The sequence below is a fragment of the Sporomusa sp. KB1 genome (assembly GCF_007830295.1).
Taxonomy (GTDB): Bacteria; Bacillota; Negativicutes; order Sporomusales; family Sporomusaceae; genus Sporomusa.
Genome location: NZ_VLKC01000002.1, coordinates 1,319,789 through 1,345,856 on the forward strand (window position 1 = coordinate 1,319,789; position 26,068 = coordinate 1,345,856).

Annotated in this window: 17 protein-coding genes and 1 riboswitch; of the genes, 1 reads left to right on the forward strand and 16 read right to left on the reverse strand. The window is 49.3% G+C overall.

The genetic code is table 11. The annotated features are described in order from the left end of the window. Window positions 1-12: 12 nt before the first annotated feature. Window positions 13-1,437 carry a group II intron reverse transcriptase/maturase gene (gene ltrA / locus SALPA_RS09830; RefSeq protein WP_145092090.1) on the reverse strand — a complete coding sequence of 475 codons (1,425 nt, stop codon included), beginning with the start codon at window positions 1,435-1,437 and terminating at the stop codon, window positions 13-15. Between the two features lie 242 nt (window positions 1,438-1,679). Here ltrA and SALPA_RS30275 point away from each other — a divergent pair, with 242 nt between their 5' ends. Next, window positions 1,680-1,844 (forward strand): hypothetical protein, encoded by a 165-nt coding sequence (locus tag SALPA_RS30275; protein ID WP_222427939.1) that lies wholly within the window; start codon window positions 1,680-1,682, stop codon window positions 1,842-1,844. Window positions 1,845-2,050: 206 nt separating this feature from the next. Here SALPA_RS30275 and feoB read toward each other — a convergent pair whose 3' ends face one another. From feoB to SALPA_RS32430, 15 genes are all read right to left on the reverse strand, one after another. Further along, on the reverse strand, window positions 2,051-3,898 hold the full coding sequence (gene feoB / locus SALPA_RS09840) for a ferrous iron transport protein B (protein WP_145092974.1): 1,848 nt from the start codon (window positions 3,896-3,898) through the stop codon (window positions 2,051-2,053). A gap of 51 nt (window positions 3,899-3,949) precedes the next feature. Beyond that, window positions 3,950-4,171 (reverse strand): ferrous iron transport protein A, encoded by a 222-nt coding sequence (locus SALPA_RS09845; protein WP_255451125.1) that lies wholly within the window; start codon window positions 4,169-4,171, stop codon window positions 3,950-3,952. A gap of 162 nt (window positions 4,172-4,333) precedes the next feature. Then, on the reverse strand, window positions 4,334-5,284 hold the full coding sequence (locus SALPA_RS09850) for an ABC transporter substrate-binding protein (RefSeq protein WP_145092977.1): 951 nt from the start codon (window positions 5,282-5,284) through the stop codon (window positions 4,334-4,336). A 73-nt stretch (window positions 5,285-5,357) separates the two neighbouring features. Further along, window positions 5,358-6,119 (reverse strand): ABC transporter ATP-binding protein, encoded by a 762-nt coding sequence (locus SALPA_RS09855; RefSeq protein WP_145092980.1) that lies wholly within the window; start codon window positions 6,117-6,119, stop codon window positions 5,358-5,360. 11 nt (window positions 6,120-6,130) lie between these two features. Next, a complete protein-coding gene (locus SALPA_RS09860; protein WP_145092983.1) occupies window positions 6,131-7,189 on the reverse strand; it encodes an iron ABC transporter permease in 1,059 nt (352 codons plus the stop codon). Continuing rightward, window positions 7,186-7,908, reverse strand: a complete 723-nt coding sequence (gene cobI / locus SALPA_RS09865; RefSeq protein WP_145092986.1) for a precorrin-2 C(20)-methyltransferase — start codon at window positions 7,906-7,908, stop codon at window positions 7,186-7,188. Before cobI ends, SALPA_RS09860 begins: the two co-directional genes overlap by 4 nt. Before the next feature lie 112 nt (window positions 7,909-8,020). Beyond that, window positions 8,021-8,207, reverse strand: a riboswitch (cobalamin riboswitch). 157 nt (window positions 8,208-8,364) lie between these two features. Next, window positions 8,365-9,045 carry an energy transducer TonB gene (locus tag SALPA_RS09870; RefSeq protein ID WP_186451009.1) on the reverse strand — a complete coding sequence of 227 codons (681 nt, stop codon included), beginning with the start codon at window positions 9,043-9,045 and terminating at the stop codon, window positions 8,365-8,367. Window positions 9,046-9,050: 5 nt separating this feature from the next. Next, window positions 9,051-9,461: a biopolymer transporter ExbD gene (locus tag SALPA_RS09875; protein ID WP_145092992.1), complete on the reverse strand. Its 411-nt coding sequence runs from the start codon at window positions 9,459-9,461 to the stop codon at window positions 9,051-9,053. Beyond that, on the reverse strand, window positions 9,448-10,092 hold the full coding sequence (locus SALPA_RS09880) for a MotA/TolQ/ExbB proton channel family protein (RefSeq protein WP_145092995.1): 645 nt from the start codon (window positions 10,090-10,092) through the stop codon (window positions 9,448-9,450). The genes SALPA_RS09875 and SALPA_RS09880 overlap by 14 nt, the downstream gene beginning before the upstream one ends. A gap of 156 nt (window positions 10,093-10,248) precedes the next feature. Then, window positions 10,249-10,986 carry a 4'-phosphopantetheinyl transferase superfamily protein gene (locus SALPA_RS09885; RefSeq protein WP_222427940.1) on the reverse strand — a complete coding sequence of 246 codons (738 nt, stop codon included), beginning with the start codon at window positions 10,984-10,986 and terminating at the stop codon, window positions 10,249-10,251. Window positions 10,987-11,048: 62 nt separating this feature from the next. Next, entirely contained in the window at window positions 11,049-12,437 is a 1,389-nt protein-coding gene (locus SALPA_RS09890) for an MATE family efflux transporter (protein ID WP_145093001.1), read from the reverse strand. A gap of 24 nt (window positions 12,438-12,461) precedes the next feature. Next, the gene (locus SALPA_RS09895; RefSeq protein WP_145093004.1) at window positions 12,462-13,589 is read right to left on the reverse strand and encodes a Gfo/Idh/MocA family oxidoreductase; all 1,128 of its coding nucleotides are present in this window, start codon (window positions 13,587-13,589) and stop codon (window positions 12,462-12,464) included. A gap of 66 nt (window positions 13,590-13,655) precedes the next feature. Beyond that, a complete protein-coding gene (locus tag SALPA_RS09900; protein ID WP_145093006.1) occupies window positions 13,656-15,167 on the reverse strand; it encodes a condensation domain-containing protein in 1,512 nt (503 codons plus the stop codon). Continuing rightward, window positions 15,164-23,077, reverse strand: coding sequence for a non-ribosomal peptide synthetase (locus SALPA_RS09905; protein ID WP_145093009.1), 7,914 nt, complete (start codon window positions 23,075-23,077; stop codon window positions 15,164-15,166). Before SALPA_RS09905 ends, SALPA_RS09900 begins: the two co-directional genes overlap by 4 nt. After that, on the reverse strand, window positions 23,077-26,055 hold the full coding sequence (locus SALPA_RS32430) for a salicylate synthase (protein ID WP_145093012.1): 2,979 nt from the start codon (window positions 26,053-26,055) through the stop codon (window positions 23,077-23,079). Before SALPA_RS32430 ends, SALPA_RS09905 begins: the two co-directional genes overlap by 1 nt. Window positions 26,056-26,068 lie beyond the last annotated feature (13 nt).

Consider the following 26,068-nt stretch of genomic DNA (forward strand, 5'->3'; position numbering starts at 1 on the left):
CTCCTCCTATGTTTACGCACAAACAGACTCGTAGTAATCAAGAAAATTGAAATATCCTGCCTTCTTAAGTCTCTCGGCAGAGATGGCTTTGGCAACAATCGGGTTACGGGCAACATGCCAGTACCCTTTTCTTATGTTTGCACCTTCCCATGCTACCCAGTCCACTATTCCCAGTTTCTTAAGCATAGCGTATCGCGTCCTTATCCTTTTCCACTGTTTCCAGACAACCATCCGGATACGTCTCCGTAACCACTGATCTGTTGTTTTCAGTAGATTCTTCATATCTGCAAGTTTAAAGTAGTTCACCCATCCAGTTACAAACTGTTTGAGTTTTTCCTTCCTCTGCTCATATCCCATTCCGTTGCTTCTTGATGTAATTTCGCGAATCCTCGCTTTCATCTTTATAATGCTTTTGGGGTGTACTCGCAGACCCACATTTCTGTTCTTGTTGATATAGAACGCGTAACCTAAGAATTTGACCTTGCCTACGTAGGCTACTGCTGTCTTTTCCTTGTTCACTTTGAGGAATAATTTCTTCTCTATGAACGGGATTAGATTTTCCAGTGTCCTTTGGGCCGCTCTTTTGCTTTTGCAGAAGATGAGCATATCGTCTGCATAACGGACGAACCTGTGCCCTCTTCGTTCAAGTTCCTCATCTAGCTCATTCAGAAGGATATTTCCACAAATTGGACTTAGAGGTCCCCCTTGCGGTACTCCTAGTTCCGTTTCCTCGAATCTGCCCACACGCGTAATAACTCCCGCTCTGAAATATTTATGAATTAGAGATATGACTCTCCCATCCTTTATACTCCGTGACAGTACCTCTATCAGCTTGCTTTGGTTCACAGTATCAAAAAATTGTTCCAAATCCATATCCACAACGTACTTATACCCGTCGCAAATATTATTCTGACATGCTTTGAGAGCATCATGGGTGCTTCTTCTTGGTCGGAATCCGTAGCTGTTGTTCGAGAACTTTGGCTCATAGATTGGCGTCAAAACCTGCGCTATTGCCTGCTGTATGACTCGGTCTACGGCTGTTGGTATTCCCAACTTTCTCATTTTCTTCCCGCCATCTTTGGGTATCTCCACCCTCAGTACAGGTTGAGGTCGGTATTTTCCGTCCTTGATGGTTTGCCGGATTTCCTCCCCGTTGTCTTTGAGATATGATAGAAGATCTTCCACCTGCATCCCATCGACTCCGCTTGCCCCTTTGTTCTTCTTAACCCGCTTGTATGCTTGGTTAAGATTATTTGGGGCAAGGATTTCTTCCAGCAGTCCACATTCTAGTCTGTTGGCATGGGTGCTGTTATTTTCAGTTATCCCTGAACCAGTAAGCGCTCCCGCATACTCTTTGTGCTCCGCACTATCCCTTTGCGGCCAACCACCTTTGTCACAGTGTTTTCTGCTATTGTTCCGATTCCTGGTAACATTCATTTACTAACACCTCCAAGGGTTCCGCCCTTCACAGTATCGTCGACGGTACTGCTAGTATGGCTTCATCTGACTCCTCACGACAAATCTTATTTCAACCGGCTTTCGCAAATATGCTTCCACCGTCCGTGAGGCCTCCCCGGGTAAGAACGCAGTCTTTCGCTCCATCTACCTGCCGCATTTACACAGACTGATTCCGTGTAGTTATTGGACTTCGACTTGTTTAGCAGCCTTATCCTCAATTTGTGCCTGATGCGGTTTCTGTTCGTCAGGCCAGAGATTTGCCGCCGCCTTCCTTCACACTCCATCTCACGATGGACGCACTTGGCCTTGGCTATACACTTCCCACTACCGGGCGTGTTCGGGACTTTCACCCGTTAGACTGCGCCCATGCCGGGCGCACTAAGTAAGAAAAACCCCAGAGTTCTGAATTGAACTCTGGGGTTTCTTCTATCCGGAACATTTATTTTTCCCCTTGCACTTGCTGCAATTCCCATTACACTGAGTTAAAAGCAGCTTGTTACATCGGGGGCAGCGTATCTTCCCTGAATCACAGATCATCTTGCATTGGGGACAAAGTTGCTGTTCCAATACGAATCACCTCTGCTTTGTTAGATCAAATAACAAAGGCCGCTACAATAGCACCAATGAGGAATGCAAACACCCACGAGCTAAGCCAAATTAAAGCGCCCTCTTTATTGCCCCGTTCTTTAAAAATCATAATGACAGTGGCCACACATGGCACAAACAGCGTAATGGTTACCAATGCTACTAAAGTCTGTGCCGGTGTAAGTGGCATATCATTTAAACCAGCCGCCCCAAAGTCACGGCGGATAAGACCCATAATAAAGGCAGTTGCTGTTTCTTTTGGCAATTTTAGTAACCCTTCTGTTACTGGAGCTAAGGCTAATTGAATACTTTCCAACAATCCGCTAAGCTGCAGCACTGAAATAATAAGTGCTCCCAACATAAATAGCGGTGTAGCTTCTAAGAGAAACGCATACGACTTGGTTACCGTCTTTTTCAATACATTTTCGCCGCGTGGTAAACGGATAGGCGGCAGATCAATCAAGAGATCAGAAGACTCTCCTGGCAATACCTTGTGGAGAATCTTGCCTGTTATCCCTAATACCAGCAAAATAACCAAAATGTAAATCGCAATAAATTTGGTGCCAATGCCTGCTAACATGCCGGCAATAACGCCAAGCTGTGCCGAACAGGGTATAGCCAGACCCAGCACGGCTGTCGCAATTGTCCGCTCTCGCTTGGTTCCTAAAATTCGCGTCGTGATAGTCGCCATGGTTACACAGCCAAAACCTAAAATTAAGGGAATAATAGCCCGTCCGTTTAAGCCAATACTGGTCATAACACGGTCAACCAGTGTAGCTAGCCGCGGCAGATAACCTGAATCCTCCATGATTGACAACGCGAAGTAAAAACCGACAACTAAGGGCAAAAGCAGTCCCAGCACATAGGTTACTGTCATCGTTAATATACCAAATTCACCAATTAGGATCGTACCAATTATCGATTGCTCACTAATAAAGCGTCCAACAAAATCCCGTACTACCGGTTCATAGAGGCCCTGCATGACGGTTTCCTCAGTAAAGCCAACAATATCCTGGGCTACAAGAACGCCAATCAGATAATACATAGCGTATAGTACTAAGGCAAAGATGGGTATACCTGTCCAGGGCCGCAACATATACCGGCCTAATATAGTACCAAATGCCGCACCTTCTCTTGTTTCGGTTACTACATGCTTGACGATATCATTCACACGGTGACGGCGGTCGTGATAAATCTCCTCCCGCAGTTCACCCGGCGGTACCCCATGGCGCTCAGCCACATGGGGATCACCTTCAAGTACAAGTAAGGCTTCACCCCAGGAACCAATCCGGTTCATCATACCTTCCAGTCTATTTTTCAACTGTGAAGGTATAATCCCGGTACGAGCTTCAAAGATCCGGTTCTTGACCTCAGAAATACCTTTGCCCTTAACTGCTATTGTCGCAATGACTGGTACACCTAATAGATCCTCAAGCAAATCAAGATCTATTTTAAGCCCTTGTTCCTCAGCCTCATCCATCAGGTTTAGGGCAACAATGGTAGGAATACCAGTATCAATAACCTGCAGCGTTAGAAATAAATCACGTTCCAAATGCACAGCATCGACCACATTTAAAATTAAATCAGCAGACAAAATAACATCTCTGGCCACCGTTTCCTCGTCATTAAAGGAAGAAATACCATATACACCGGGCGTATCGATGACTATATCTTTACCGTAACGGCCATGCGATATATCAACAGTGGTCCCCGGGAAATTCGACACATCCACATACATGCCTGTTAATGCATTAAAAAACACTGACTTTCCCACATTAGGATTACCCACTAGAACTATCTTCTTAGCTCCCTCAGGAATATTTATATGAGTTAAGTTATTATGACAATGGTCCATTTTCTCCTCCACTGGCTACCTGAGAGCCTTTCTATTATACTATTTCATCCACTAAGCTGGCTGCACCTCAATGTTTTCGGCTAAACGGCGCCCAATCGCAATCTCTTGCTTGCCTCTGCCGATAACAACTGGACCAGCAGGCAATTTCTCATAACATTCTACTTCGGCGCCTTCGGCAATACCGAAGCGAATAGCTTGAGCCCTGATAGTCGGATTAGAAATGGCAGCAATTAAAAGACGTTGACCACGTTTGGCTTGTGAAAGTGTCATCATGATATCCACCTCTCAATATTGATAATCATTATCAGTAATTAAGTAAAAAATTTGCGTCATTTTGATGTTGACGCGTAACTGATATTTATTCTCAACATTATTATATGAATTCAATGACACCTTGTCAAGCAGGACTTTTACACTCTTGCCATTTGATTTTTCTTATTGCCCATTATAAACTTCGGGATAAATCAGTTTAGCCAATTGTTCAACACCTTCAGCCAGCCGGAAGGTAGGACTGGAGACAAATCCTTCGTCAACAATATAGACTTTACCCTCTCGTACTGCCTTTATCTTATCAAAGCCTGGACGCTGTTTAATACTATCAGGTGTAACGCCTGGATTCATCGGGCCACGTTGTGCCAGAAAAATATCAATTTCCTCAGCCTTCATTAATAAACGTTCACTGCCGTAGGCAGCAATACTGCTTGCGGCTTTCAATGGCTGCGCATCGGCGGCCGCATTTAATCCTCCAGCCAGTTTAAGCACTGTCCCCGGCATGCTGGCAGGCGTAATTGTCCGGTATTCGGTTGCTGTGGCCTCAAAATATACCTGTTTTTTAATCGGCGCCTTAGCTGTATGCTCGGCGACTTGGTTGAGCTTAGCATGAAAAGCAGCCAGTTTATCGTCAGCCTGCTGCTCTTTGCCTGTCAGTATGGCCAGCTTTTTAATATAACTGTCAAATTCCTCAAACTTCTCCGGATAAAGACAAACCACTTTGATATTAGCCTGCTCCAGAGTCTTGACAAAGTCGGGGTGACTTTGCTTAATAAATGGTCTAATAATGACCAAGTCAGGCTCAGCCGCCAATACCTTTTCCGGATCGGCCCGATAATCAAATACTGGCTTGTTCTTGGCCGCCGGATCAGATTCTGCCGGACTGACGCCGATGATCTCAGCCTCAAGACCCAATGCTAATAGATTTTCGGTATGGGCGGAGTATAGAGAAATAATCCGTTTGGCTGGCTGCTTAAGGACTATGGTCTGATTTAGGTCATCGGTAATTTTTATTATACCCTCGTTAGCCGTGGCAGCAGGTTTAGAAGTACCGCAGCCAGCTACAATTGCCAGCAAGAGAAGAAGAACAACCAAGTAGAACGCTTTACTTTTCATATACCATTTCCTCCAGGAATTTCTTGTTCAGATGGGAAGGTCCCCTAAAGAGTACAAGCCAAGTCTTTTCTTATTACAGATTGGAGAGGACGGCCAAACCTGTCTCACCCGCCCGAACCACTTTGATGTGGAATACTTCGCCGATAAGTTCAGGGTCAAGTACAGTCGGAGCCGAGCCATACTTAACCAGTTGACCCGCCTTTAAAACAACGGCCTCAGAACAAAAGGTACTGACAAGGTTAAGATCATGAATAATTGACACCACTGTCAGCCCTTGCTGAATACATAACTCTTTCAACAAGCTCAGGCACTTAATGCTATAGTAAATGTCCATATTGGAAAAGGATTCGTCTAAAAATAAAACTTCCGGCTGCTGCGCCAGGGCCTTAGCAAATAGTACCCGCTGTCTTTCCCCGCCGCTGAGTTCCGTGACCAGCCGTCCGGCAAAATCGAGTGTATCAGTAAGCCGCATGGCATTTTCAATAATAGCCATGTCTTGGTCAGTCAGCCCTTGCAGCCTTGTTTTATAGGGAGTGCGCCCCATGGCAACAATCTCCAGGCAAGTATAGGGAAATTTGATATCCATATTTTGCGGCATAACAGCAATATGGCGGGCCAGTTCTTCAATCCGGTAAGAACCGATATCCCGCCCCTTAATGCTAATATTGCCGGAAGTCGCCTGCAACTGCCCGGTAATAAGATTTAGCAGTGTTGTCTTGCCTGAGCCATTGGGGCCGACAATGCCGCAGAAGCAACCTTGCCTGATATTCAGGCTGATGTCTTTGAGCACAGGTTTGGCCGCATAGCCAAATTGTATATTTTCTACTTTTATCATATTTAACGCCCCTACCCAAGCGTCTTGTTACGCATCCTAAAAATATAAACGAAGAACGGGCCGCCCAAAAGGGTCGTCAACACACCAACAGGTATCTCGACATTGCCCACCGACCGCCCAAAAGTATCGGCAGTTAATAATAATATTCCGCCTGTTAAACCACACAGTGGAATGAGCACCTTATTATCCGAGCCTGTCAGCATCCTGACCATATGTGGTACAATCAGACCAACAAAGCCAATAATACCGCCAATAGCCACACATACTGCCGTAATTAGCGCACCGGCGGCTAACAGCACTATTCTAAGACGGGAGGCATTAATACCCAGACTACGGGCTTCCCGATCCCCCAAAGATACGATATTCAAATCTTCGGCATAATAGTAGCAAAGAAAGCAGGCCGCCAGGATCAGCGGCCAGCCATACAGCACATGCTCCCAGCTTTTAGCCGCCAGACTGCCAATAAGCCACGAGACAATAGCAGATACCTGCTCGCCGGCCAGGCTTTTGACCATACTAATAGCCGCCGATAAGATGCTGCTGACAATAATCCCGGCAATTATCAGATTAGCTGATGATACATAGCCACCTACACGAGCCATAGACATAACAATAAGTAATGTCGCCACCGCTCCGCCAAAGGCAAACAAGGTTACCGGCAGACCGCCCTGCGCAAAAATATTGAGATAAATAGCCACACTAGCGCCAAATGCCGCCCCTGTCGATACTCCCATGGTGTACGAATCAGCAAGTGGATTCATTAACAGTGCCTGAAAAACAACACCAGCAACTGCCAGTCCCCCGCCAACTATAATGGCAGCTAAGATACGCGGCAGACGGATATCCCAAATAATGGCCATCTTAGCTGCATTGATATGGGCGTAAGCCTCCGGGTTGCCTGTTAGTTGTCCATAGATTACATTGGCGGTATCAGCCATGCTAATATCTGCCCGGCCAAACCCGATAGCAGCCAAGGTGAATAGCACCATAGCTGCCAACAGCACAAGACCCGCCACGCGCACCTTGGCTTGTTTACGGCGGAGCAGCGGTGTTAACGAGCTAATGCTCATGCCAGTGCGTGTTTACTCACTTTGGAGCGTTTCGTTAGAATGGTTGACAGGTAATTCACTTTTTTGCTGCCATTAGATTCCAGATCATGGATGATTTCTTCACCTTCCAAACCACATTTCGAAACCATCACAGCGTTTTCCACCATGCCGTGTTTATTTAGTTTTTCAACAATCTCGGTAAAGTTTTTATATACTTTCATAAGTACAACATTGTCAGATACAGCCAGCACTCTTTCTAACCGTTCATCATTAATAGTTGCCGGTACAATGCTAAGAATGTCGCCCCCCTCCGCGAGTGCCATACCCAGGCGGTTGCCAATAGCAGAGAAGGAGTTCACTCCCGGAATATTGACAATCTCATGACCCGAGTCTTCCAGCAAGCGATGCACATACATATAGGTACTGTATAGCATGGGATCGCCCAATGTCAAAAAGGCCACTTTTTTACCTGCATCCAAAAGTTCCAGGATGGTCTTTTTATTGTTCACCCAAGCATCAGACAGCGCCTGTGCATTATAATTCATCGGAAATACCAATTCCAAAATCTCGCTGCTTTCCTGAATATAAGGACGGGCGATAGACATTGCCGTGCTTTCATCCTTTTTCTCTGTCCGGGGAGCAATAATTACATCTGCTGTTTTAATAGCGTTAATCGCCTTCAAAGTTAGTAATTCGGGATCGCCAGGCCCTACGCCGACACCATAAAAAATTCCTGCCATATACTAAACAACTCCTAACATAAATAAAATCTCTGTCACCATTCAATGGAGATAACAGAGATTGCTTGCCTAAAATCGGCACACAAATCCCCTCCCCATCGCTCGTAGGTTAAACGGTGATTGTTAAACAGGCAGTTCTTCTGACTTAGGATCATCGCTAGTCTGCGCCTTCCCAAAATAATGTTCTATTTCAGTGGCTTGTTTGCAAACCGGCTCCCCATCACAGCGGCGGGACCGTGCCGGCTTCTAACCGGCTTCCCTATTAAGCCCAATCGGGCACCTGTTCCCTATGTAATTAATTAGATTGTATGATTAAAGGGGAAAAAAGTCAAGTAATTTATCCAATCCCAACTTGCTCAATTACCGAAAACAACGCCCATCTGTTCCCCTTGCTTCTCTCAGAGCTGATTAGAGAGATGTCCCACCAGATTATATTCTCAGCAAAAGACGCTGTTATTAACCATTTAAACGGAAAGACACCGGAATGGTAGTAATACATACCATTGTCCGACCGCTGTCCTTGTCCCGGGCAGGGACAAACCGCCACTGCCTCATGGCAGTTATGGCCGACTCATCCAGTGATGTATCCCCTGATGACCGGAAAAGTGTAATTTTACCAGGTTGCCCATTCTCCAGGACCTGCACTTTCAGCACGACTGTTCCACCGATACCGGCTTGGCGGGCCGATTGCGGATAAACTGGTTCTACTTTGGCTAAAATGCCGGGTGGCGCTACCCCACCACTGCTGACATTACCGGCCGGACCACTGGCACTCGACGACACTACCGGCCTGACTTCATTGCTATTATCATCTGAAACACCGGTGACCGAGGTTGCCGTAACCGGTACAGAGCCGGTATCAACCGCCGCCGTCTGTGCCTGTGGTGCAACCCGTGGTTGTGGGCGTGGTTCGGCAGCGACTGCCTGTGGTTGCACATTGTTTGGCGCAGCCGGTGCCAGACTACTTTGCTCAGAAGTAATCTGAGGTTCATTTTGGAAAGCCAGTTCAATATATGGTTCACTCAAGGCTGGTGGGGGGAATAACCCGATTGCCAAATAACCGGCCCCCGCAAACAACAAGCTATGAACAACGACCGAGGTCGCAGCCGCCCGCCGCCAGCGTACGTCAATCGCCATAGCCATTACCTCTCTTTCACATCAGCTGCTACCGCCACCCGGCGGGCGCCGGCCAGTTTCAATTCATCCAGAACAGTAATTACCTTGCCGTATTCCACCTGTTTATCAGCCCGCAAGACAAATACTTTATCCGGCTGGTTTACCGTTTCAATACCAACCCGCTTTTTTAAGAGCGCCAGGGGTATCTCTTCCTGATCAAACATCACCCGCCCGTCCTGCGTTACAGTAATATTGATATTGCGTTGGGTATCCTGCTGTACAGCCGCGGCCTGCGGCAGGTTGACCGGCATGGTATGCTGCTCCACCATATACAATGTGCTCATCATGAAAAAGACCAATAGAAAAAAGATAATGTCAATCATCGGGATAACCATAAGTTGCGGCTGTTCAGCTATCCGCATACTACGCAATTTCATGATTTTCCCTCCGTACAGGCCATGTCCGTAGAGAAGCGACAACGACCGCACAGGTTTGTTCCATATCGGTAACCAGATGATCAAGGCGTTGAGTAAAAATTATATTAGTAATAAACGCCAACACAGCTACACTCAGCCCAGCTGCCGTCGCTACCAACGCTTCCCCCACACCGCCGGTAATGGCCATCGGCTGCCCGGACTGGATATTTAGTACGCTAAAGGACTGAATCATGCCAATTACCGTTCCCAGCAAGCCAAGCAATGGCGACAATGTAACAATGCCACTCAGATAATTCAAATAGGATCTGAGCCGAGCCGCTGTCAGTATGGCCGTACTCTCCAACGCACCTGGTACGTCACCATCTTGTTGGTAAGCCTGCAGCCCTTGCAGCGCTACCTGAGAAACTGCTGCCGGCATTTGTTCACACAGCTGTATGGCCGCACTCAGATTACGCTGCTTCAACAGCGGTTTAAGCTTTTCAAGAAATGCTACCCCATCAGTGGACATCCCCCGATAATACCAAAAACGTTCCACAGTAATTGTCACTACCACCAGTGAACAGATAGCCAGCAGATACATTACCGGTCCACCCTTTTGAAATAAAGCTAAACTTTGATTAAATAAATCCATTGTGGTATCCTCTCTCCTTACCTTCGCCGGAAGCAGATATCTTCAACATAATTGAGCACCCACGTTCCGAACGTTAAAATACAAATTAGCAGCACTGATGTCTTTGTCTGCTCAGAATCAACTTTACCTTATTGGGAATCCGAAGCCGGCGCTGTTTCATTGCCTATTTGTTCCTCCGGCAGGTACTTTTCCCATTAAATGTCCACTTTCTTTCAGAAGAGAAGTCCTTGCTTCGAACGCAACAGCGCCGGTGTAATCCCAGGCAGGAGTGAACGACAGGAGGTTCCAGTCTGCTGTTATTATCCTCTCTCCGCCTATGCCAAGCATGCCGCCTTGCTTAACACTGCCAATAGAGGTGAAAAAAGAATTAAGGGGGCGACTTAACCCCTCCCCTGTCGCCTTAACAAAAGCCTCCTTGCGCGTCCAGTAGTCAAAGAACGCCTTCTCTCTTTTGCATAAAGGGACGCTTTGAAAGGCCGCTCTTTCATTTTCATGGAAATAGCAATCTGCAATCTGCTGAAAGTCAGGCATGGGCCGGATGTATTCCACATCAACGCCAAGATTGGGATACCGCGAGAATGCCAACACCACCAGTTGATGAGAATGGGAAAGATTGAAGGAAAAGGATTCAGCAGTGCGGTATTCGGCCAGTTCAGGCTTTCCATTGGACTGCTTCCGGAAATTGACCAGACGGGGCGGAATATTCAGGTATCTCCCGGCAAGTATCCTCAATGTTCCATGCGCAACGGCAAAACGCGTCCGGTCTTTTTCAAAATAAAACCGTTTCAGCTGATCGCTTTCCTCGCCGGAAAGGAGTTGGTTTAACTTTGGGCCCCGGGACTGGAATGTCTGGGTAAAAACCTGCCAGAGATGGACTTCACCGTCTGCCAGCACTAGCGGGGAATCTGAAACAAAGTGTGCCTCTGTAAATTCCGTTATGCGTATGTGTGACATCACTACGCACTTAAAGCAACTGGCTGATTTTTTGTTCTCAGCACCGTAAATTCTTTTTTCACCAGTACTACAGTCCATAAAACAATCATTACATCAATCGCCAGTGATCCAAAATAAATGCCGGGAACGCCAATCATTTTCGGTAAAAGCAGCATAACTGGTATATAGAAAACCAGTTGTCTGGCAATACCGATCATCGCTGCCGGTTTTCCCTTATTAATCGAAGGGAATAAGGTCATTGCCATAAAAATGGCCGATAATAATGGCAAAATAACCATATAGATCCGGAAATACATCAGTTGATTACCGGCGAAAACCTGATCAGGCAGCATCAACCCTAACACAAATGCAGGCGCGGCCATGCAAATAACCCAGAAAGGCAGCGTCAGCGCCAGCGCCGCCACCGTAAATATTTTATAGGAGCTGATGACACGCTCATATTGCCCGGCGCCATAGTTAATGCCGATGACCGGCTGCAGTGCCCGCATTAAACCAAAAATCGGCGTAAGCATAAAAACAAATATCCGGTAGACCACGCCATAAAAGGCAATATCGAGCACCGTACCATACCGGGCCAGTGCGTTAAACACGACAATTCCCTGGACCAGGCTCATGACAATCATAATAAACGATGACATCCCCAGACTCAGAATGGCCTTTACGGTAGCGCCATCCCAATAGAGCGCAAATGCTTTGGTTTTAAAGGACGAAAAATCTTTGCCAAAATAAATCCAGCCCAGCAATGTATAGATGAACATGCCGATATTGGTCGCCCACGCAGAACCTGCTACGCCTAAATCAAGGACTGCGACAAGAACATAGTTTGCAACAACATCAGCAAGCAGCCCAATCCCCATTATCACTGCCGCCGACTTCATCTTTCCTTCGGCTCTGACAATCATATTAGCTGCCAGTCCATAGATCCAGAAAAATGCACCCAGGACAGTAATCTTAAAATAGATATCGCCCAACAATAATACGTCGCCTTCTCCCCCCATCATCGTTACCATCTGTGTGGAGAAAAACAGCCCTACTATCATATAGACAACCGTTACAATCAGAGAAAGAACATTAACATTACCCAGCAGCCGCTCCTGGCTGCTCTTATCCTGACGGCCAATGGCAATGCTTACTACAGAACCTGCGCCAACACCAACCAGAGAACCTATCCCGATGCTGATTTGTGTTAACGGATAGGCCACCGAAACCCCCGCTAGCGCAGTTTCGCCCACGAACCGGCCGACAAAGACAGCGGAAATAACGGTGTTCAACCCATAGAGAACCATGGCAACAATGGCCGGCCACGATAATTGGGCCATTACTTGCCACAGATTCTCATTTAAAATAAGCTGCTTTTGCTTTTCTTTGTCACTTACCCTTGTCTGACTCAAAAGAATCACCCCTAACTTATCGCATCATGATTTTTTACTTACAGCTCTACCTTCTTTATTATTTTCACTGCCAGCCTCCTGGAAACCGGCCAATCCTAATGGGTTCGGACTCTGACCGGCAATGATCCGCGCCGGACCCAATTGCAGACCGATATCCTGCCAGACCTGGCAAGCAGTCAACTGGTACTGGGCTAGTTGCTGATCCTCCTTCCCAGCAAGAACGGTTTCTCGGAACCGGCGCAGAGAGCGCTTAATACCCTCGGTCCACAAGCCGTTGAATACTGACGTAAAGGTAATATTCTTAATAGGCGTCACCGGCTCTGTTACAGCAAGACTGAAGAAAGGGTCAGAACCATCCAAAGCAAGAATACCATCCGTTTCCCGCTCCACATGCATCCGCGGGTTCCATAAAACAAACCCATGTGTATCGGTCAGCATCAGGCTGCCGCTGTTGGTTCCCAGAACAATGCGATGCAACAAGTGCGTATGATTATCCGGATCAGCAGGATTAATCTGGTTTTGAACCCTCAGGCTGACTGGAATTCCCCTGATTTGCCCGCTTAAAGAACAAAATGGATCCTCAGAAACCGGATTTGACGCCAGTAGAAACGACCATGGCCGAAAACCGCCAAGCGACTGCCCCAAAATATCCACAAGGGGAAAAAGCACCTGGAGACTGCAAGCAGCATCAATATAGACGGCTTTACTTTTTTGCAGCGCCTGACGGGCTGTCAGGATGAAACTACGCACAGTATCAAGTTCAGGATAAAAACTATTGATGCGGTAGCTGCAAGTAGCTTTACGGGCGCTTCGCAGGCATTTGACCACATCATTATGATGGACCGGATATTCCTGCAGCACATGAATTCCCCGCAGTAATAAATCATTCGCCAACTCAGTGCCTGCTCCGCCTCCCACGGTAGACCTGACAACAACGCAGGCCATATCAACACCGACATTTGCCAGTTGATCAATGTCTGTATATAAAGGGACATGATATTCTTCTGCACATCTTGCTGAATGGCTGCTGCCCCGGGCAAGAATGCCGGCTAATTCAAACTCCTCCGGCATTTGCGCAATACCGCGCAGATAGACCCGGCCGAAAGTCGTGCCGCAAACGACGACCCGCAAAGGTTTTTCCAGTTTGCTCATCTCATTCCCAGTCCCCTTCTCTCAGGGATATTTCCCCAGTGTTGTCTCAACCACTTTAAGGCAGCGTCAGTTTTCCCAGACACGTTCACTGCTGCCGGCCATTTCCTGTAGCAGCTGGGCAAAAGCCGCAAAAGCCGCTTCAATCATTCCTGCCGGAAAAATCCCGCTTCTGACATCCCAATTCACATGCAGTTCCCCGAATCTTTCGGCAACCTGACAATCAATCCATACCTGAGGCGTCTGACTTATGCCATAAGTCAGACTGGCGCCGCGCAGGAATTCACCGTCCTGGCGGCCGGCGCTTCCTGCACCAATCGTACTTGTATACACGACAGGAATAATGACACTCTTGTTGCGCCGGCGTCTTAATTCACGCAGAACCTCAATGCCGGAAAAAGAGCCATGCTCCAGATCCTGCCACAATCGCTGCTGTAAAGCCTGCGCCTGTTCAAAAAAAGAACTGCCTGGTTTCGGAGAAACCTCCAGCACATTGACCGTAGTAAAATCACCTACAATCCGGTCAATCTGCGGATGTAGTTCAGGCCGGTTCAGGATGGTAATGTTGATACAAAAGCTTGCATTCCGGGACCATTTGCCAATCACCCCGGCAAAAGCGGCAAGCACAACACCTGAGGGTGTTATTTTTTGCCCTTTTGACTGCTGGCAGAGAGAATTCCACTGGCGTTGCGCAAGCCGAAACCCGTATCGCTCAAAAGAAACCTTTTGTTGGGTTTTGTCGCACTCAGCCATAGGCAAGTCCGGCGCTTCAGGCATTTGATCAATTCTTTCCAGCCAGTATTGACGGTCCCGCGCTCTTTGGGCTCTCCTGGCTGGTTGTTTCTGCTGCGCCTGTTGAAACAAGAGGATATCCCGGTAGGCCACTTCCGGCTTTGACAATGGCTTTTCGGGGTGATGATACAAATGATCCAGCTCTGCCAGTATGACACTGATACTCACAAAATCAGCAATCAGCATATCAATGGAAAAATGCATGATACTATTTTGATCTGTTGTTGTTAAAAAAAGCTCATAGAGCGGCCATTGATCCGGCTGGTATTGCCGGGTCGAAAGCCCGGTCCTCACCTTTTGTATGGCCGCCTGGACCTGAGCGGGATTTTCTCCCCGCAAATCCTGTGCTTTTACAGGCAAAAGACTGAATTCTTTCAGAACTTGCTGATAGCCTTTGGTTGAGATCATGGCCCGCAGCATATCATGGCGCGCAATAACCGAATGCCAGGCCTGTTCCAGACGCCCCCTGTCCAGCACAGGCATAGTCAATTCCACATACCCGTGGCAGCCAACGCCCCCAAGTTCATAATCATTCTTTCTTCCGATCAGATAAGCCGCCTGAATATCAGTAAGCGGGAAAGGCGCATATCGATTGGCCAGGTCTGCTGTTACAATTGAATCTTCCGTTTCGTTCAGATGCCTGATCAGCGCTTCTTTATGAAAACGCAGTTCCTGCAGGCATTGTTCATTGAGAACTCCGGCAGGAGCCCGGAAACGCAATTGCCTGTTATCCAGCCAAAGCTGAACACCTAAGGCATCATATTTATGAACAAGCTCAGCCACTGTCATAATATCCCCTCCTCAACCGCCTGCTGTTGAGGCTCATGCTCCATGAAGGAAACCTGTAAAACGCGAATCTCGGCTGCCAGGGCGGCAATTGTCGGGGTGGTGAATAAAGTCTGTAACGGCATTCTCACCGGCGAAATCCGCTGTTTTTGCAATTGGCCAATAATGCGCACCGCTTTTAAGCTGTCACCGCCACACAAAAAGAAATCATCATCCCGGGCAAAGTTTTGAGCACCCAGGATATCTGACCAAACGGCAGCTATCTGCCGTTCCAAGTCATCACACGGCGCTTCAAACGAATTGTTTGCTGCGTCCTGATGCTGTCGCAAACTTTGCTTAACCGCAGCCCGGTCGACTTTGCCGTTGTCATTGAGCGGCAGCCGCTCTACCGCCTTTATGTTATTGGGAACCATATAGCCTGGCAGTTTCCGGGCCAGAAACGTCCGCAGGTCTTCACCGGCATCCCGCTCCTGCTGGGTTAAAGCGCCTGCGCCGAATACTACAGCGGCTGCTAAAGCAGGCGGCTGGTCTTGTACAATAACTACCGCACTCTGCACCCCGGGGTAAGCTGCAATCGCCGCTTCAATTTCACCCAATTCAATTCGATGGCCTCTGATTTTAACCTGGAAATCCTCTCTTCCCAGCAATTCTATATTGCCGTCAGGCCAATAGCGGCCCAGATCGCCTGTGCGATAAAGGCGCTCGCCGGTATGCGGATGAAGACCGAAACTGGCTTTTGTCTTTTCCTCATCACGCCAATAGCCCCGCGCCAGGCCAGTCCCGCCGATATATAACTGACCTGGCGTCCAAACAGGGCAGTCGCCCATAAATTCGTTAAGTACATAGAAGCGCTGATTGTCCAGGGGACGCCCGTAAGGAATGCTCTTCCAGTCTGGGTTTACTTCACGGACCGGATACAGATTAGACCAGATTGACGCCTCCGTAGCCCCTCCCAGGCTGATTACCCGGATGTTATGAAATTTAGCCTTCAGCCGGTCCGGCAGGTCCAGGGGAATCCAATCACCGCTGAGCAGCGCCAACCGCAAGGACTGCGGCGTCACTTGATCTGCGCCGGCATGTTCCACAAGCATTTGCATAAATGCCGGAACAGTGTTCCATAACGTGACCTGGTACTGCTGCAGCAACTCCAGCCAATGGGCAGGGTCTCTGACTTTATCCGCCGCCGGCAGGACGATGGTTGCGCCGGCGGCCAGAATGCCAAAAATATCATATACTGAAAGATCAAAATTCAGGTTGGAAAGGGCCAGTATCCGGTCTGCCGGTCCCACAGAGAAACGCCGGTTGACATCCAGAATGGTGTTTACAACGCCCTTGTGCTCAATCATCACTCCCTTGGGCGTACCCGTAGAGCCTGAGGTATAAATGACATAAGCCAAATCTTCCGGCTGACCCGCATGATCTGCAAAGCAGTCCTGATCCGCCGACATCACCTGGTCGACCAGTATGCGCTCAATACCTGCCGGCCACTCAAGCTGCTCCTCCAGCCAGGACTGCGTCAGAGCCACGCCGACATTACCATCCTGCAAAAGCTGCCTGCGCCGCTCCTCAGGATATGCCGGATCAATAGGCAGATAGGCGGCCCCGGCCTGAAGAATGCCAATCGTTGCCACAACCTGCTCCCATCCTTTCTCCATCACCACCGCAACCAGCGTATCAGGGCGCACACCCTTGGTGCGCAAGAGCCTGGCGACAGCATTGGCACGGCAGGACAGTTCCCCATAAGTTAATGTACGGTCAGCAGCAATGACGGCTGGATGACCGGGCTGAATGCCAACCTGTTTGGCAAACAGGCTGGCAAGCGTTTCCCCTGATACAGGGGCGTCCGTATTGTTGGCCTCGTTTCGCTGCTCCAGCCGGGGAACCGTAATCAGACTTGGTGCAGCCTGCAGCCAGGCCGTTTCATCACCGGTCAGACGCTGCAGCAGCTGATAATAGGCACTGAACATATCATCAAGAAGACCTTCCGGGAAAAGCCCTGCCACTGCATCCCAGATTAGAAGCAGTTCACCCTCTTGCTCCACAACCTGGTGATCCAGCCAGACTTGCGGCGTTTGGGTAATGTTATAGACCAATTTACCCAGCCATTTTCCCCCAGAACTGCCACCACTCCATTGGTCAACCCCCAGCGCGCTCGTAAACACAACCGGCATCACCACACCCTGATGGCCTCCGTACCGTTTCGCCAATTCGCGTTGTATCTCTACACCGCCAACATAAGGATGGTCTAAATCCTGCCAGAGCTGCTGCTGCAGCTTCCGGCCCCGCTCAAGAAGATTTTTCCCTGATAAATTATCCACAGCCAGCAGGGTAAGTGATGTAAAATCACCGACAAGCTCATTCACCTGGGGGTGCAGCGGCAACCGGTTAAACTGTGTCAGGTTAATGGTAAACCGGGGCTGCTTGCTCCAGACACCAAGCACTTCAGCATACGCGGTCAGCAGTATTCCGGAGGGAGTCAGCCCCGCCTCTGCGGCTTGCTGCTTAAGCCGCTGCCAGGTTTCGCGGTTTAGCCTGGCGTCCAGACGACTAAACCGTTGCTCTAGAATGGCTTCCGGCTTTTGCGCCAAAGGCAACTCCGGGGCCGGTGGCAAGGTCGGCAAACGGGTAAACCAATAGTCCCGGTCACGCTGATATAATTCCGATTCTTTAAGCCGTTCCAGGGCCAAAACATAATCCCTGAAGGATAAATCAAGGGTTGGCAGCACTGCGTCAGGTTGACGATAGAGCCGGGTCCACTCGCTGAGAAGATGAAACATGCTCCAGCCGTCAAAAATCAGGTTATCAAAGCTGATATGCAGCCGAACGTGATTTTCACCAAAACGGGATGCCCGGACATCAAACAGTGGCCACTGGCTGGTAGCGAGAACCTGATGAGACATTTCTTCCCGGATGCTATTCAACCCAGACGCAACAACCTCAGCCTCTTTCCCCCGCAAATCCAGCACTGCGATTTTGTACGGCGGGACGTATTCCAGAATTCTCTGGTTCTGACCGTCAGGCATAATGACGGCCCGCATCATCCCATGCTGATCAATCAGACGCTGCCAGGCCCTGCCGAGCTGTTCAATATCCAAATCAGTGCCTTCAATCTCAAAATAGCAGTGAGTGGATACATTCCCCAGGGAATAGACACCACTCCGGCCAACCCAGTAGGCTTGTTGGATATCGGTTAGAGGAAAAGGCAGCCAGTGCTGATCAGGAGTGGTAACAATTTGCGGCAAGAGAGCGGCAGAACCGGCATGCTCCTGCTTTGTTTCTATAAGAAGCTGAATATGTTCAGCCAGTTGGGCAATGGTTGGCCGCTCAAAGATACTGCCCAAAGATAGCTCAACCGCAAACGCACTGCGCACCATAGCGCTCAGTTTGGTGGCCAGCAGCGAGTCGCCCCCCAATTCGAAATAGTTATCGGCAATACCGATTTGCTCAATTTCGAAAATACCACCCCAGATAGCGGCCAGAGATTTTTCGACCGGCGTCTGTGGCGCTGCGAAGGCTTTTTCAGTATTCGCTTTGTTCATAGCATCAGGGGCTGGCAATGCTTGCCGGTCAACCTTGCCATTGGCCGTAAGCGGCAGCTCATCCAGAAGGACAAATGCGGCAGGGACCATGTACGCGGGCAGCTTTTGACTTAAAAACACCGGCAGGGTTTCCGGTTTAAAACGGTTAACGGTATTGCCCGCCCGGGCAACGATGACATGCTGGCCAAAGCTACCTGTTGAATCGCCTGTTTGGGGGAAGACCGCAACCTCAGCAAAATTTTTCGACTGCAATACCTGCCGCCACTTCTCCGCAGACAACAGCGGCAGGTTCTCTGCCTGCCTTTCATCTTCAAACAGGCTAAAGCCTTCTTCCAGAAAAGCGGTGCTTATCTGCTGCAACCGGCTGTTGCAGGTCATCTCCAGGAGCAGCAACAAACCACCGGGGGCCAGCAGTGATTGGAGATGAGTCAGGGCGACACCGATATTTCTCGCACGATGCAGTGAGTCTGATGCAATAATGACATCATAGCTATAGGCATCATATCCCTGCCCTTGGGGATTTTGATCTATATCCAGCAGCCGGTATTCCACAAATGCATAATTTTTGTAGCTGCTCTTCGCTATATTGGTAAAAAAGCTGGATTTATCGGTGCAGGTATAAACAGCTTCGCCGGGTTTCAGTAAAGCCAGCAGAGCGCCGGTTAGGTTGCTGCTCCTGGCTCCAATTTCCAGCACCCGTAACGGTCTGAGTCCCGGCTTCCCCTCAGTGGCTGTTTTCAAAAGCTTTACGGCAATGCTATTTCTGTAATCAATGCCAGGCAGGTTTTGCATAAGCTCCTCAGGTGACAACAACAGCTCCTCGGAAAAGAAAAGTTCCAGCGGGTCAGTATCGCCGGTTAACAGACTGACACTATATTTGTCAATCTGCTGCACATAACGCAAAAGGCCCTGCACATAATTTTCCCATGCCGGAGATATCCCGCTTTCCGCCAAGCATTGGTTTATCGCTGACCGGAAAGGCTGACTGCTGGTAAATGCGCCTGTTTCATCTTTTTCCAGAATCCCTTCATCTGCTAAAACCTCAAGCCACTGCTTTACCAGTTCGCAATAACGTTGTTGAAATTGGCAATGGTTCATCAATTCTTCAGGCGTATACCGCTCTCCGGGTTTCAGAAAAGCGCCTGCTTTTTCCAGCGCGCGGCAGATATACTGGAGGCTCAAGTGCTCCAGGTACGCCCAGAATTCAGGTAATTCCGCAAGTCTGATCCCTTCCGGCAACGCCTGGCGGCTCTGCTGGTCACCCGCCTTGAGCAACTCAGTCCATAGGGTTTTTACTTGTTCTGCATCAGCGCTTTCTATTGCAAATAAAGACGACTGGTTTTTCCAATCCGGAACCACATAGCCCACAAGCTGCTTATTCCCCCGGGGAGGGCCTGCTGCTGCGACCACAGCAGCACGAATACCAGGATGCTGCTGCAATGCCGCTTCAATTTCGCCCAGTTCAATGCGGTGGCCCCTAATCTTAACCTGAAAATCTTTACGACCCAGGAACTCAATATTGCCATCAGGCCAATAGCGCCCCAAGTCACCGGTACGATACCAGCGGGAGCCCTGCCAGCTTACAAAACGTTCTGCAGTAAATTCCGGATCTCCCCGGTACCCTAAGGCAACACCGGCTCCGCCAATCCACAACTCTCCGGCTACCCAGTCAGGGCAATCCCGCCCCTTGCCATCAACAACCCGGTACTGCTGATTGGTCAGTGGACGGCCATAGGGAATGGATGTCCATTCCGCCGGCAGCGGCAGGGTAACATCAAAATAATTGGACCAGATGGAAGCCTCTGTGGCGCCTCCCATAGCAACCAGCTGACAATGTTCAGCCACGTTTTTCAGCCTGGATGGTAAATCCAGGCCAATCCAGTCACCGGAAAGCATGGTCAGGCGCAGCGGCAGATCGGCAATACACGCATTTTCCGCAGCTACCAGCAGCATCTCAAGCAGAACAGGCACCGAATTCCAAAGGGTGACCTGATACCTGCCGAGCAGCTTTACCCAAACTGCAGCCTCACGCCGTGTGTCCTCAGTAAGTAAAACAACCGAACCTCCCACGCTCAGCACACCGAATATATCATATACGGACAGGTCGAAATCCAGAGCTGAAACAGCCAATATCCTGTCTTCCGGACCAACTTGATAGCGCCGGTTGATATCTGTTATTGTATTCCATGCCCCATAATGACTGATTTCTACCCCTTTAGGTTCTCCGGTGGAGCCTGAGGTAAAAATGATATAAGCCGGACGCTCTGGGGACAGTTTGACAGGCTTAGTCAGAGGATTCAGATCTGCTGCATCCTCAATCGGCAGTAGGATAACCCCGTCAGGCCAGTCTATGGTTTGTGCATATTCACGGCTGGTAAGAACATGCCGAATTGCCGCTTTATGATGGATACTGTCACGCCGGGCAGCCGGCTGCTCAATGCTGACAGGCACATAACACGCCCCCATTGCCAGAATGCCAAATGCCGCAGCGATTTGTTCCATGCCCCGCGGCAGGGTGACAGCAACAACGTCACCTGCCTCTATGCCTGTTTTTTTTAGCAAAGCCGCCACCCGCAGCGCATGCCCGGCCAGTTCGCCATACGAAAAACAAGTATTGGAAGAACTTTCGATCAGTGCGGTCGCCTGCGGCTGCCTGGCGGCAAAATCAAAAAAGCAATCATGCAGGCATAACGCCGGCGGAGAACTGGCTACCCCATCATCCCTGACCCGCCTTTGCGGTCCTGAACCGGCGAGAACGTCCGGCGAAAGCCGCCAGTCATTGTTTTCGGCCACCAGCCAGTGAATCAACTCAGTATATGCAGTAAACATCCTGTCAATTAAACCAGCAGGAAACAGGCGCTCAACCGCGTCCCAGGCGAGCAAAAGGCCGCCATCCATTTCATACAGCTGAAAATCGAGCCAAACCTGTGGTGTCTGGGAAATCATGTAAGACAGATTTCCCAATGTTTCCCGGCATTCATCATTAATAAGCGGCGAACCTAAATTGCAGGCAAAAACGACTGGTGCAAAATCCCGTTCTCCCTGGCGGACACGCGCCAAATCACGCTGGACCTGGACTCCGGAATAGGCAGTATGAGCCGCGTCCTGATGAAACTGCGCCTGAATGCTCTGTACCCGCTCCACAAAGGATTGCCGGGATTCGCAGTCAACAGCTAAGAGCAGCAGGTTGGTAAAATCGGCAACAACCTCCTCCAGACCGGCTTCCCCTGTCTGGCGGTCAAATAGCGGTATATTAATGAGAAACCGTGAATTTGTACTCCATCGGTCAAGGACCTCGGCATAGGCAGTTAGCAGTACCATTGCAGGCGTAACCTGGTGTGCGGCAGCCCTTCTTTGCAGTATCGTCCAGTCCGCTTTATTCACAAAATAGGTCCTGCGCTTAAACACTGGGCCCTTAAGGGTTTCGGGCTTTACCTGTAACGGTAAGCCGGGAGCCGCCGGCAGGGTCGCCAGCCGCTCCTGCCAATATTGAGCAGCCCTTGCTTTATCGGCTGCCCGGCACGGCGCCTGCTGCGCCAAATATTTGCCGAAACTCCAGTTAATCGGTGCCGCCGGCAGGCAGTCACGGGCATAAGCGGCAGCCAAATCCCGCAAAATGATATGCAGGCTTTGCACGTCAGCCACAAGCAAATCAATATCAAAATGAAGCCGGGTATGACCTTTAGGCAGTAAACTGAGCTCAAGGCCGGCAACCTCGCCTTGCTCCACAGCAAAACGCCGGTGGGATAACCGGTCACGTATACGCTGTAGTTCCAGCCCAAGCTCATCCTCCGGATAAAAACGCAAGTCATTTACCTGCAGTGTTTTTGTCGCAGGAGCATCCGCTATTTCCTGCCGGCCGTCTGCCAGGAATCTCGCCCGGAGCATCGTATGATGCATCAGCAGTTTTCCCCAGGCCACATCCAACCTCCCGGGTTCAATGCCCCTGCCGTCTATCTCCAAATAGGCATGGCAACCCACGCCGCCAAGTGGTTGGTCATCCTGACGCCCAATCCAGTAGGCATATTGAACATCGGTAAGCGGAAAAGGCCCTTGCACCGCCCCCGGATCTTCAGGTTTTTCTGCGCACCCGCTTACCGGTTGAGCTGCTGTTTGATTTCTTTGTAATAAAGACCACCAGTCACCCAGGCAGGGCGCGGCGATCAACTCAGCAAACGTGACCGCCCATCCCCGCCGCCGCCATTGGTTAACCAGTCTCATAATTTGCAGTGAATCCAAGCCGAGTTCAATCAGGTTGTGATTATCGTCAAACTCTGCAGCCTTAGGCAGCATAGCGTTAATTTGCCGCCGTACTTCTTCATAGCCTGGAGATTTATGGACTGAAAAATCTGTGCTGTTTGCCCGATTCATCATCACACTAACCTCTGAAAGGATACCAACTGCCGGGAAACGCTGCTTAATTTTTCACGCGTTTCTTCTATCTCTCTTGCTGGTACAGACATCTCAACTATGCCTGCCCCGGCATGGAGCCATGCACCCTTATCTTTCTGAAAAATTGTCCGCAAAACAAGGGCGGCATCCATTACGCCGTCACTGTCATATGTCATTACGCAGCCGCTATAGAGGTTTCTGGCGTGTGTCTCGAATCTCCCGATGGCATCAATTGACTCTTTTTTGGGAATGCCGGACGCCGTTACGGCAGGGAAAAGGGCATTAAATGCATGCCATGAGTTATAGCCGGGCTTAAGTTTTCCTATTAATCTTGAAGCAATATGCTGAACTGTCCCCCGTTTTACCACTGACATGAAATCACTCACGGCACTGCTTTCAGCATCACAAATGCTTCGCAGCTCTTCAAACGCCAGTTTTACAGCAACTGCATGCTCAGCAATCTCTTTCGGATCATTTAGCAGCTCACCCCTAAACCTGCGGTCTTCTTCCTCGTTGCAGCCGCTTACGCGCGTTCCCGCAAGCGGCAGGGTGCTTACCCAGCCCTGACGATCAACTTCAACAACCGTTTCAGGGCTAAACCCAGCAGCCTGCAAATCATCAAGGCTTAGAAGAAATGATCTCGCAGGAGAGTTAACCCTTCTGCCCGCAATATAACTGGCAACCATATCAAGCTTCCTGTTAAGCGGGATTTTTCTGGACAAAATCACTTTCTGATATTTGCGTTCCTGAATCTCCTTTACCGCATCGGCCACGATTTGCATATATTTTTCGGCGTCATGCGTATTTACCTCCGGGACTTCCAGTTTCTGCGCCCCCAGTCTTTGGACCAAACTGTTGGCAAAACTCTTGTCCTGGCCAGCAGCAGTAATCTTCCTCACAAGCCGGCCAAACTCCTCAAATACATCCTCTCCCAGAGCTCTTACAAGGATTGCCCCGTTGGTAAAACGCACTTCGGCTTTAGGAATAAATAGTTTGAGAAGGCATGGATCTTCAGACAGCAGGTGCAGATTCTGGTTATAACGGGCCAGTCCGAAATTGGCAATGCCATAAGCGCGCCAGTTTTTCAAGCGAACTGACGCAAAAGCCTTGTCTATGGTTTCGCTTACTACCGCATTTTCAAACTGTAGTGTTTTATTATCTGTTTGTAATGTTGTATTTTCCGGATTAACAGTTAGCAGGGCATGAATTCCCAGCCCCACACTCAACTCTTCCCCAGTTTCGTACAGGAGATAGTTTCCAAAGAGACCGGCTTCGGCAATTTGCGCTGCGGCTAGATGAGCATCTCCCTCAAAACCAATTGTTTCTTCAAGATAGGCGATTGGGTAAACCTCGACCTCGCACTTAAGCCCTGTCGCCATCTTTTTAAGCTTTGTTTTATCCACCTTGCCAACACTGGTCAGTGGCCAGAAATCGATGATTTCGATCTGGTCTGGCAGTTTATAGCGCGCAATTCCCCTGTTCGTTAAAAATTGATGAATATCCGCAAGACTGATTTCGCTAGTATCGGTGAGCAAATAGGCGCAACTTCGCTCACCAAGGTTTTCATCAGGAAGGGCAACTACGGCCGCGTCTCTGATCTGGGGATGTGCGCACAGGTAAGCTTCTATTTCCGCCGGCATGATTTTTTCACCAGCCCGGTTAATTTGCTCTTTTATCCGACCGCCGATTTGAATATTCCCTTCTGCGGTCATTCTCGCCCGGTCCCCGGAACAATAGAAGCCGTCAAAAGTAAAGCACTTACTATTCTGTTCCGGCGCCTGGTAGTAACCGCTGATGGTATAGGGTCCTCTCACAAGAAGCTCGCCATATTCTCCTGCTGCGACATCATTGCCGTCCTGATTAACAATCCTTATCTCATCATCAACCGAAAGCGGACGCCCCTGGCAACTGAGGATAATATCCTCAGGATCACCAAGGGAAGTGCAGCAAATAAGTCCTTCCGCAATACCGAAAACCTGCTGAAGTCTGCAGTGCATTTCTGGGGCTATGCGTTTGGCGATATTTCCATCCAGCATCGAGCCGCCTACCTGGAGAACCTCAAGACTTGAGATGTCGCTGTAGGTATCCCACTCCAGGACCTCAAGCCACAAATTAACGATGGCGGGAACAAGTGCGGTAATTGTCACCTGCTCTTTTTCAATCAGCGGAAAAGCCTCCTCGCAGCTGGTGGTTTTGCACAAAACAACCCGGCCGCCGACTGACAGTGTGCCAAGGATTCCGGGGCAGCACAGGGGAAAGTTATGGGCCACCGGCAGAACGGCAAGATAGACGCTTTGAGAATTGAGTTTGCAGCACGCTGCAGAGGTTTTGGCATTATAAGCGTAATCGGCATGCGTTCTTGGAATCAGCTTAGGTGTACCGGTCGTTCCCCCAGACAGGAGCAACAGTGCGGTATCTTTATAGGAGGGTAACTCCAGTTGCACTGGAGGACCGCTAATATTGGCCAGGCTCGCGCCGCTTTTGTCTTCACCATCGGTTATGATGAATTTAACCGATGGATGTTTTTTCACCAAATGATCGGCCATCTTTTTATAATCAAAACCCAAAAATGTATCAGGAATAATATACGCAACCGGTTTCGCAAGACTAAAAATCCCGTCCAGTTCGGCTTCCCTGTGGGCAGGCAGTGCCAGAACCGGCAGCGCACCAATACGAAACAGGGCAAAACAAGTCAGTACGAAAGAAATGCGGTTCGGCAGCTGTACAACCACATTGCAGCCTTTCTTTATCCCCATATGAAAAAATCCGGCAGCAAGCTCATCGGCCCTGCGGTCAAGTTCCCGGTAAGTAAGTCTGGTTTCACCTTCAACAAGTGCAATGTTGTCTGTATATCTTTCCGCCCATACTGTTAACTGCTGACCAAGAGTCAGCGGTTCCCAATAACCGGCCTGTTCATATCTTTTTGCAGCATTTTCAAACCATTCCCTGTTTACTTTCATTTCACTGCCCCCT

Coding starts and splice junctions, on each gene's coding strand:
- feoB (WP_145092974.1), bottom strand. CDS start 3,898: ATGGACCATTGTCATAATAACTTAACTCATATAAATATTCCTGAGGGA.
- SALPA_RS09875 (WP_145092992.1), bottom strand. CDS start 9,461: ATGAAATTGCGTAGTATGCGGATAGCTGAACAGCCGCAACTTATGGTT.
- SALPA_RS09900 (WP_145093006.1), bottom strand. CDS start 15,167: ATGACAGTGGCTGAGCTTGTTCATAAATATGATGCCTTAGGTGTTCAG.
- SALPA_RS32430 (WP_145093012.1), bottom strand. CDS start 26,055: ATGAAAGTAAACAGGGAATGGTTTGAAAATGCTGCAAAAAGATATGAA.
- SALPA_RS09855 (WP_145092980.1), bottom strand. CDS start 6,119: ATGATAAAAGTAGAAAATATACAATTTGGCTATGCGGCCAAACCTGTG.
- SALPA_RS09845 (WP_255451125.1), bottom strand. CDS start 4,171: ATGATGACACTTTCACAAGCCAAACGTGGTCAACGTCTTTTAATTGCT.
- SALPA_RS09905 (WP_145093009.1), bottom strand. CDS start 23,077: ATGATGAATCGGGCAAACAGCACAGATTTTTCAGTCCATAAATCTCCA.
- SALPA_RS09880 (WP_145092995.1), bottom strand. CDS start 10,092: ATGGATTTATTTAATCAAAGTTTAGCTTTATTTCAAAAGGGTGGACCG.
- cobI (WP_145092986.1), bottom strand. CDS start 7,908: ATGGCAGGAATTTTTTATGGTGTCGGCGTAGGGCCTGGCGATCCCGAA.
- SALPA_RS09850 (WP_145092977.1), bottom strand. CDS start 5,284: ATGAAAAGTAAAGCGTTCTACTTGGTTGTTCTTCTTCTCTTGCTGGCA.
- ltrA (WP_145092090.1), bottom strand. CDS start 1,437: ATGAATGTTACCAGGAATCGGAACAATAGCAGAAAACACTGTGACAAA.
- SALPA_RS09860 (WP_145092983.1), bottom strand. CDS start 7,189: ATGAGCATTAGCTCGTTAACACCGCTGCTCCGCCGTAAACAAGCCAAG.
- SALPA_RS09870 (WP_186451009.1), bottom strand. CDS start 9,045: ATGGCGATTGACGTACGCTGGCGGCGGGCGGCTGCGACCTCGGTCGTT.
- SALPA_RS09895 (WP_145093004.1), bottom strand. CDS start 13,589: ATGAGCAAACTGGAAAAACCTTTGCGGGTCGTCGTTTGCGGCACGACT.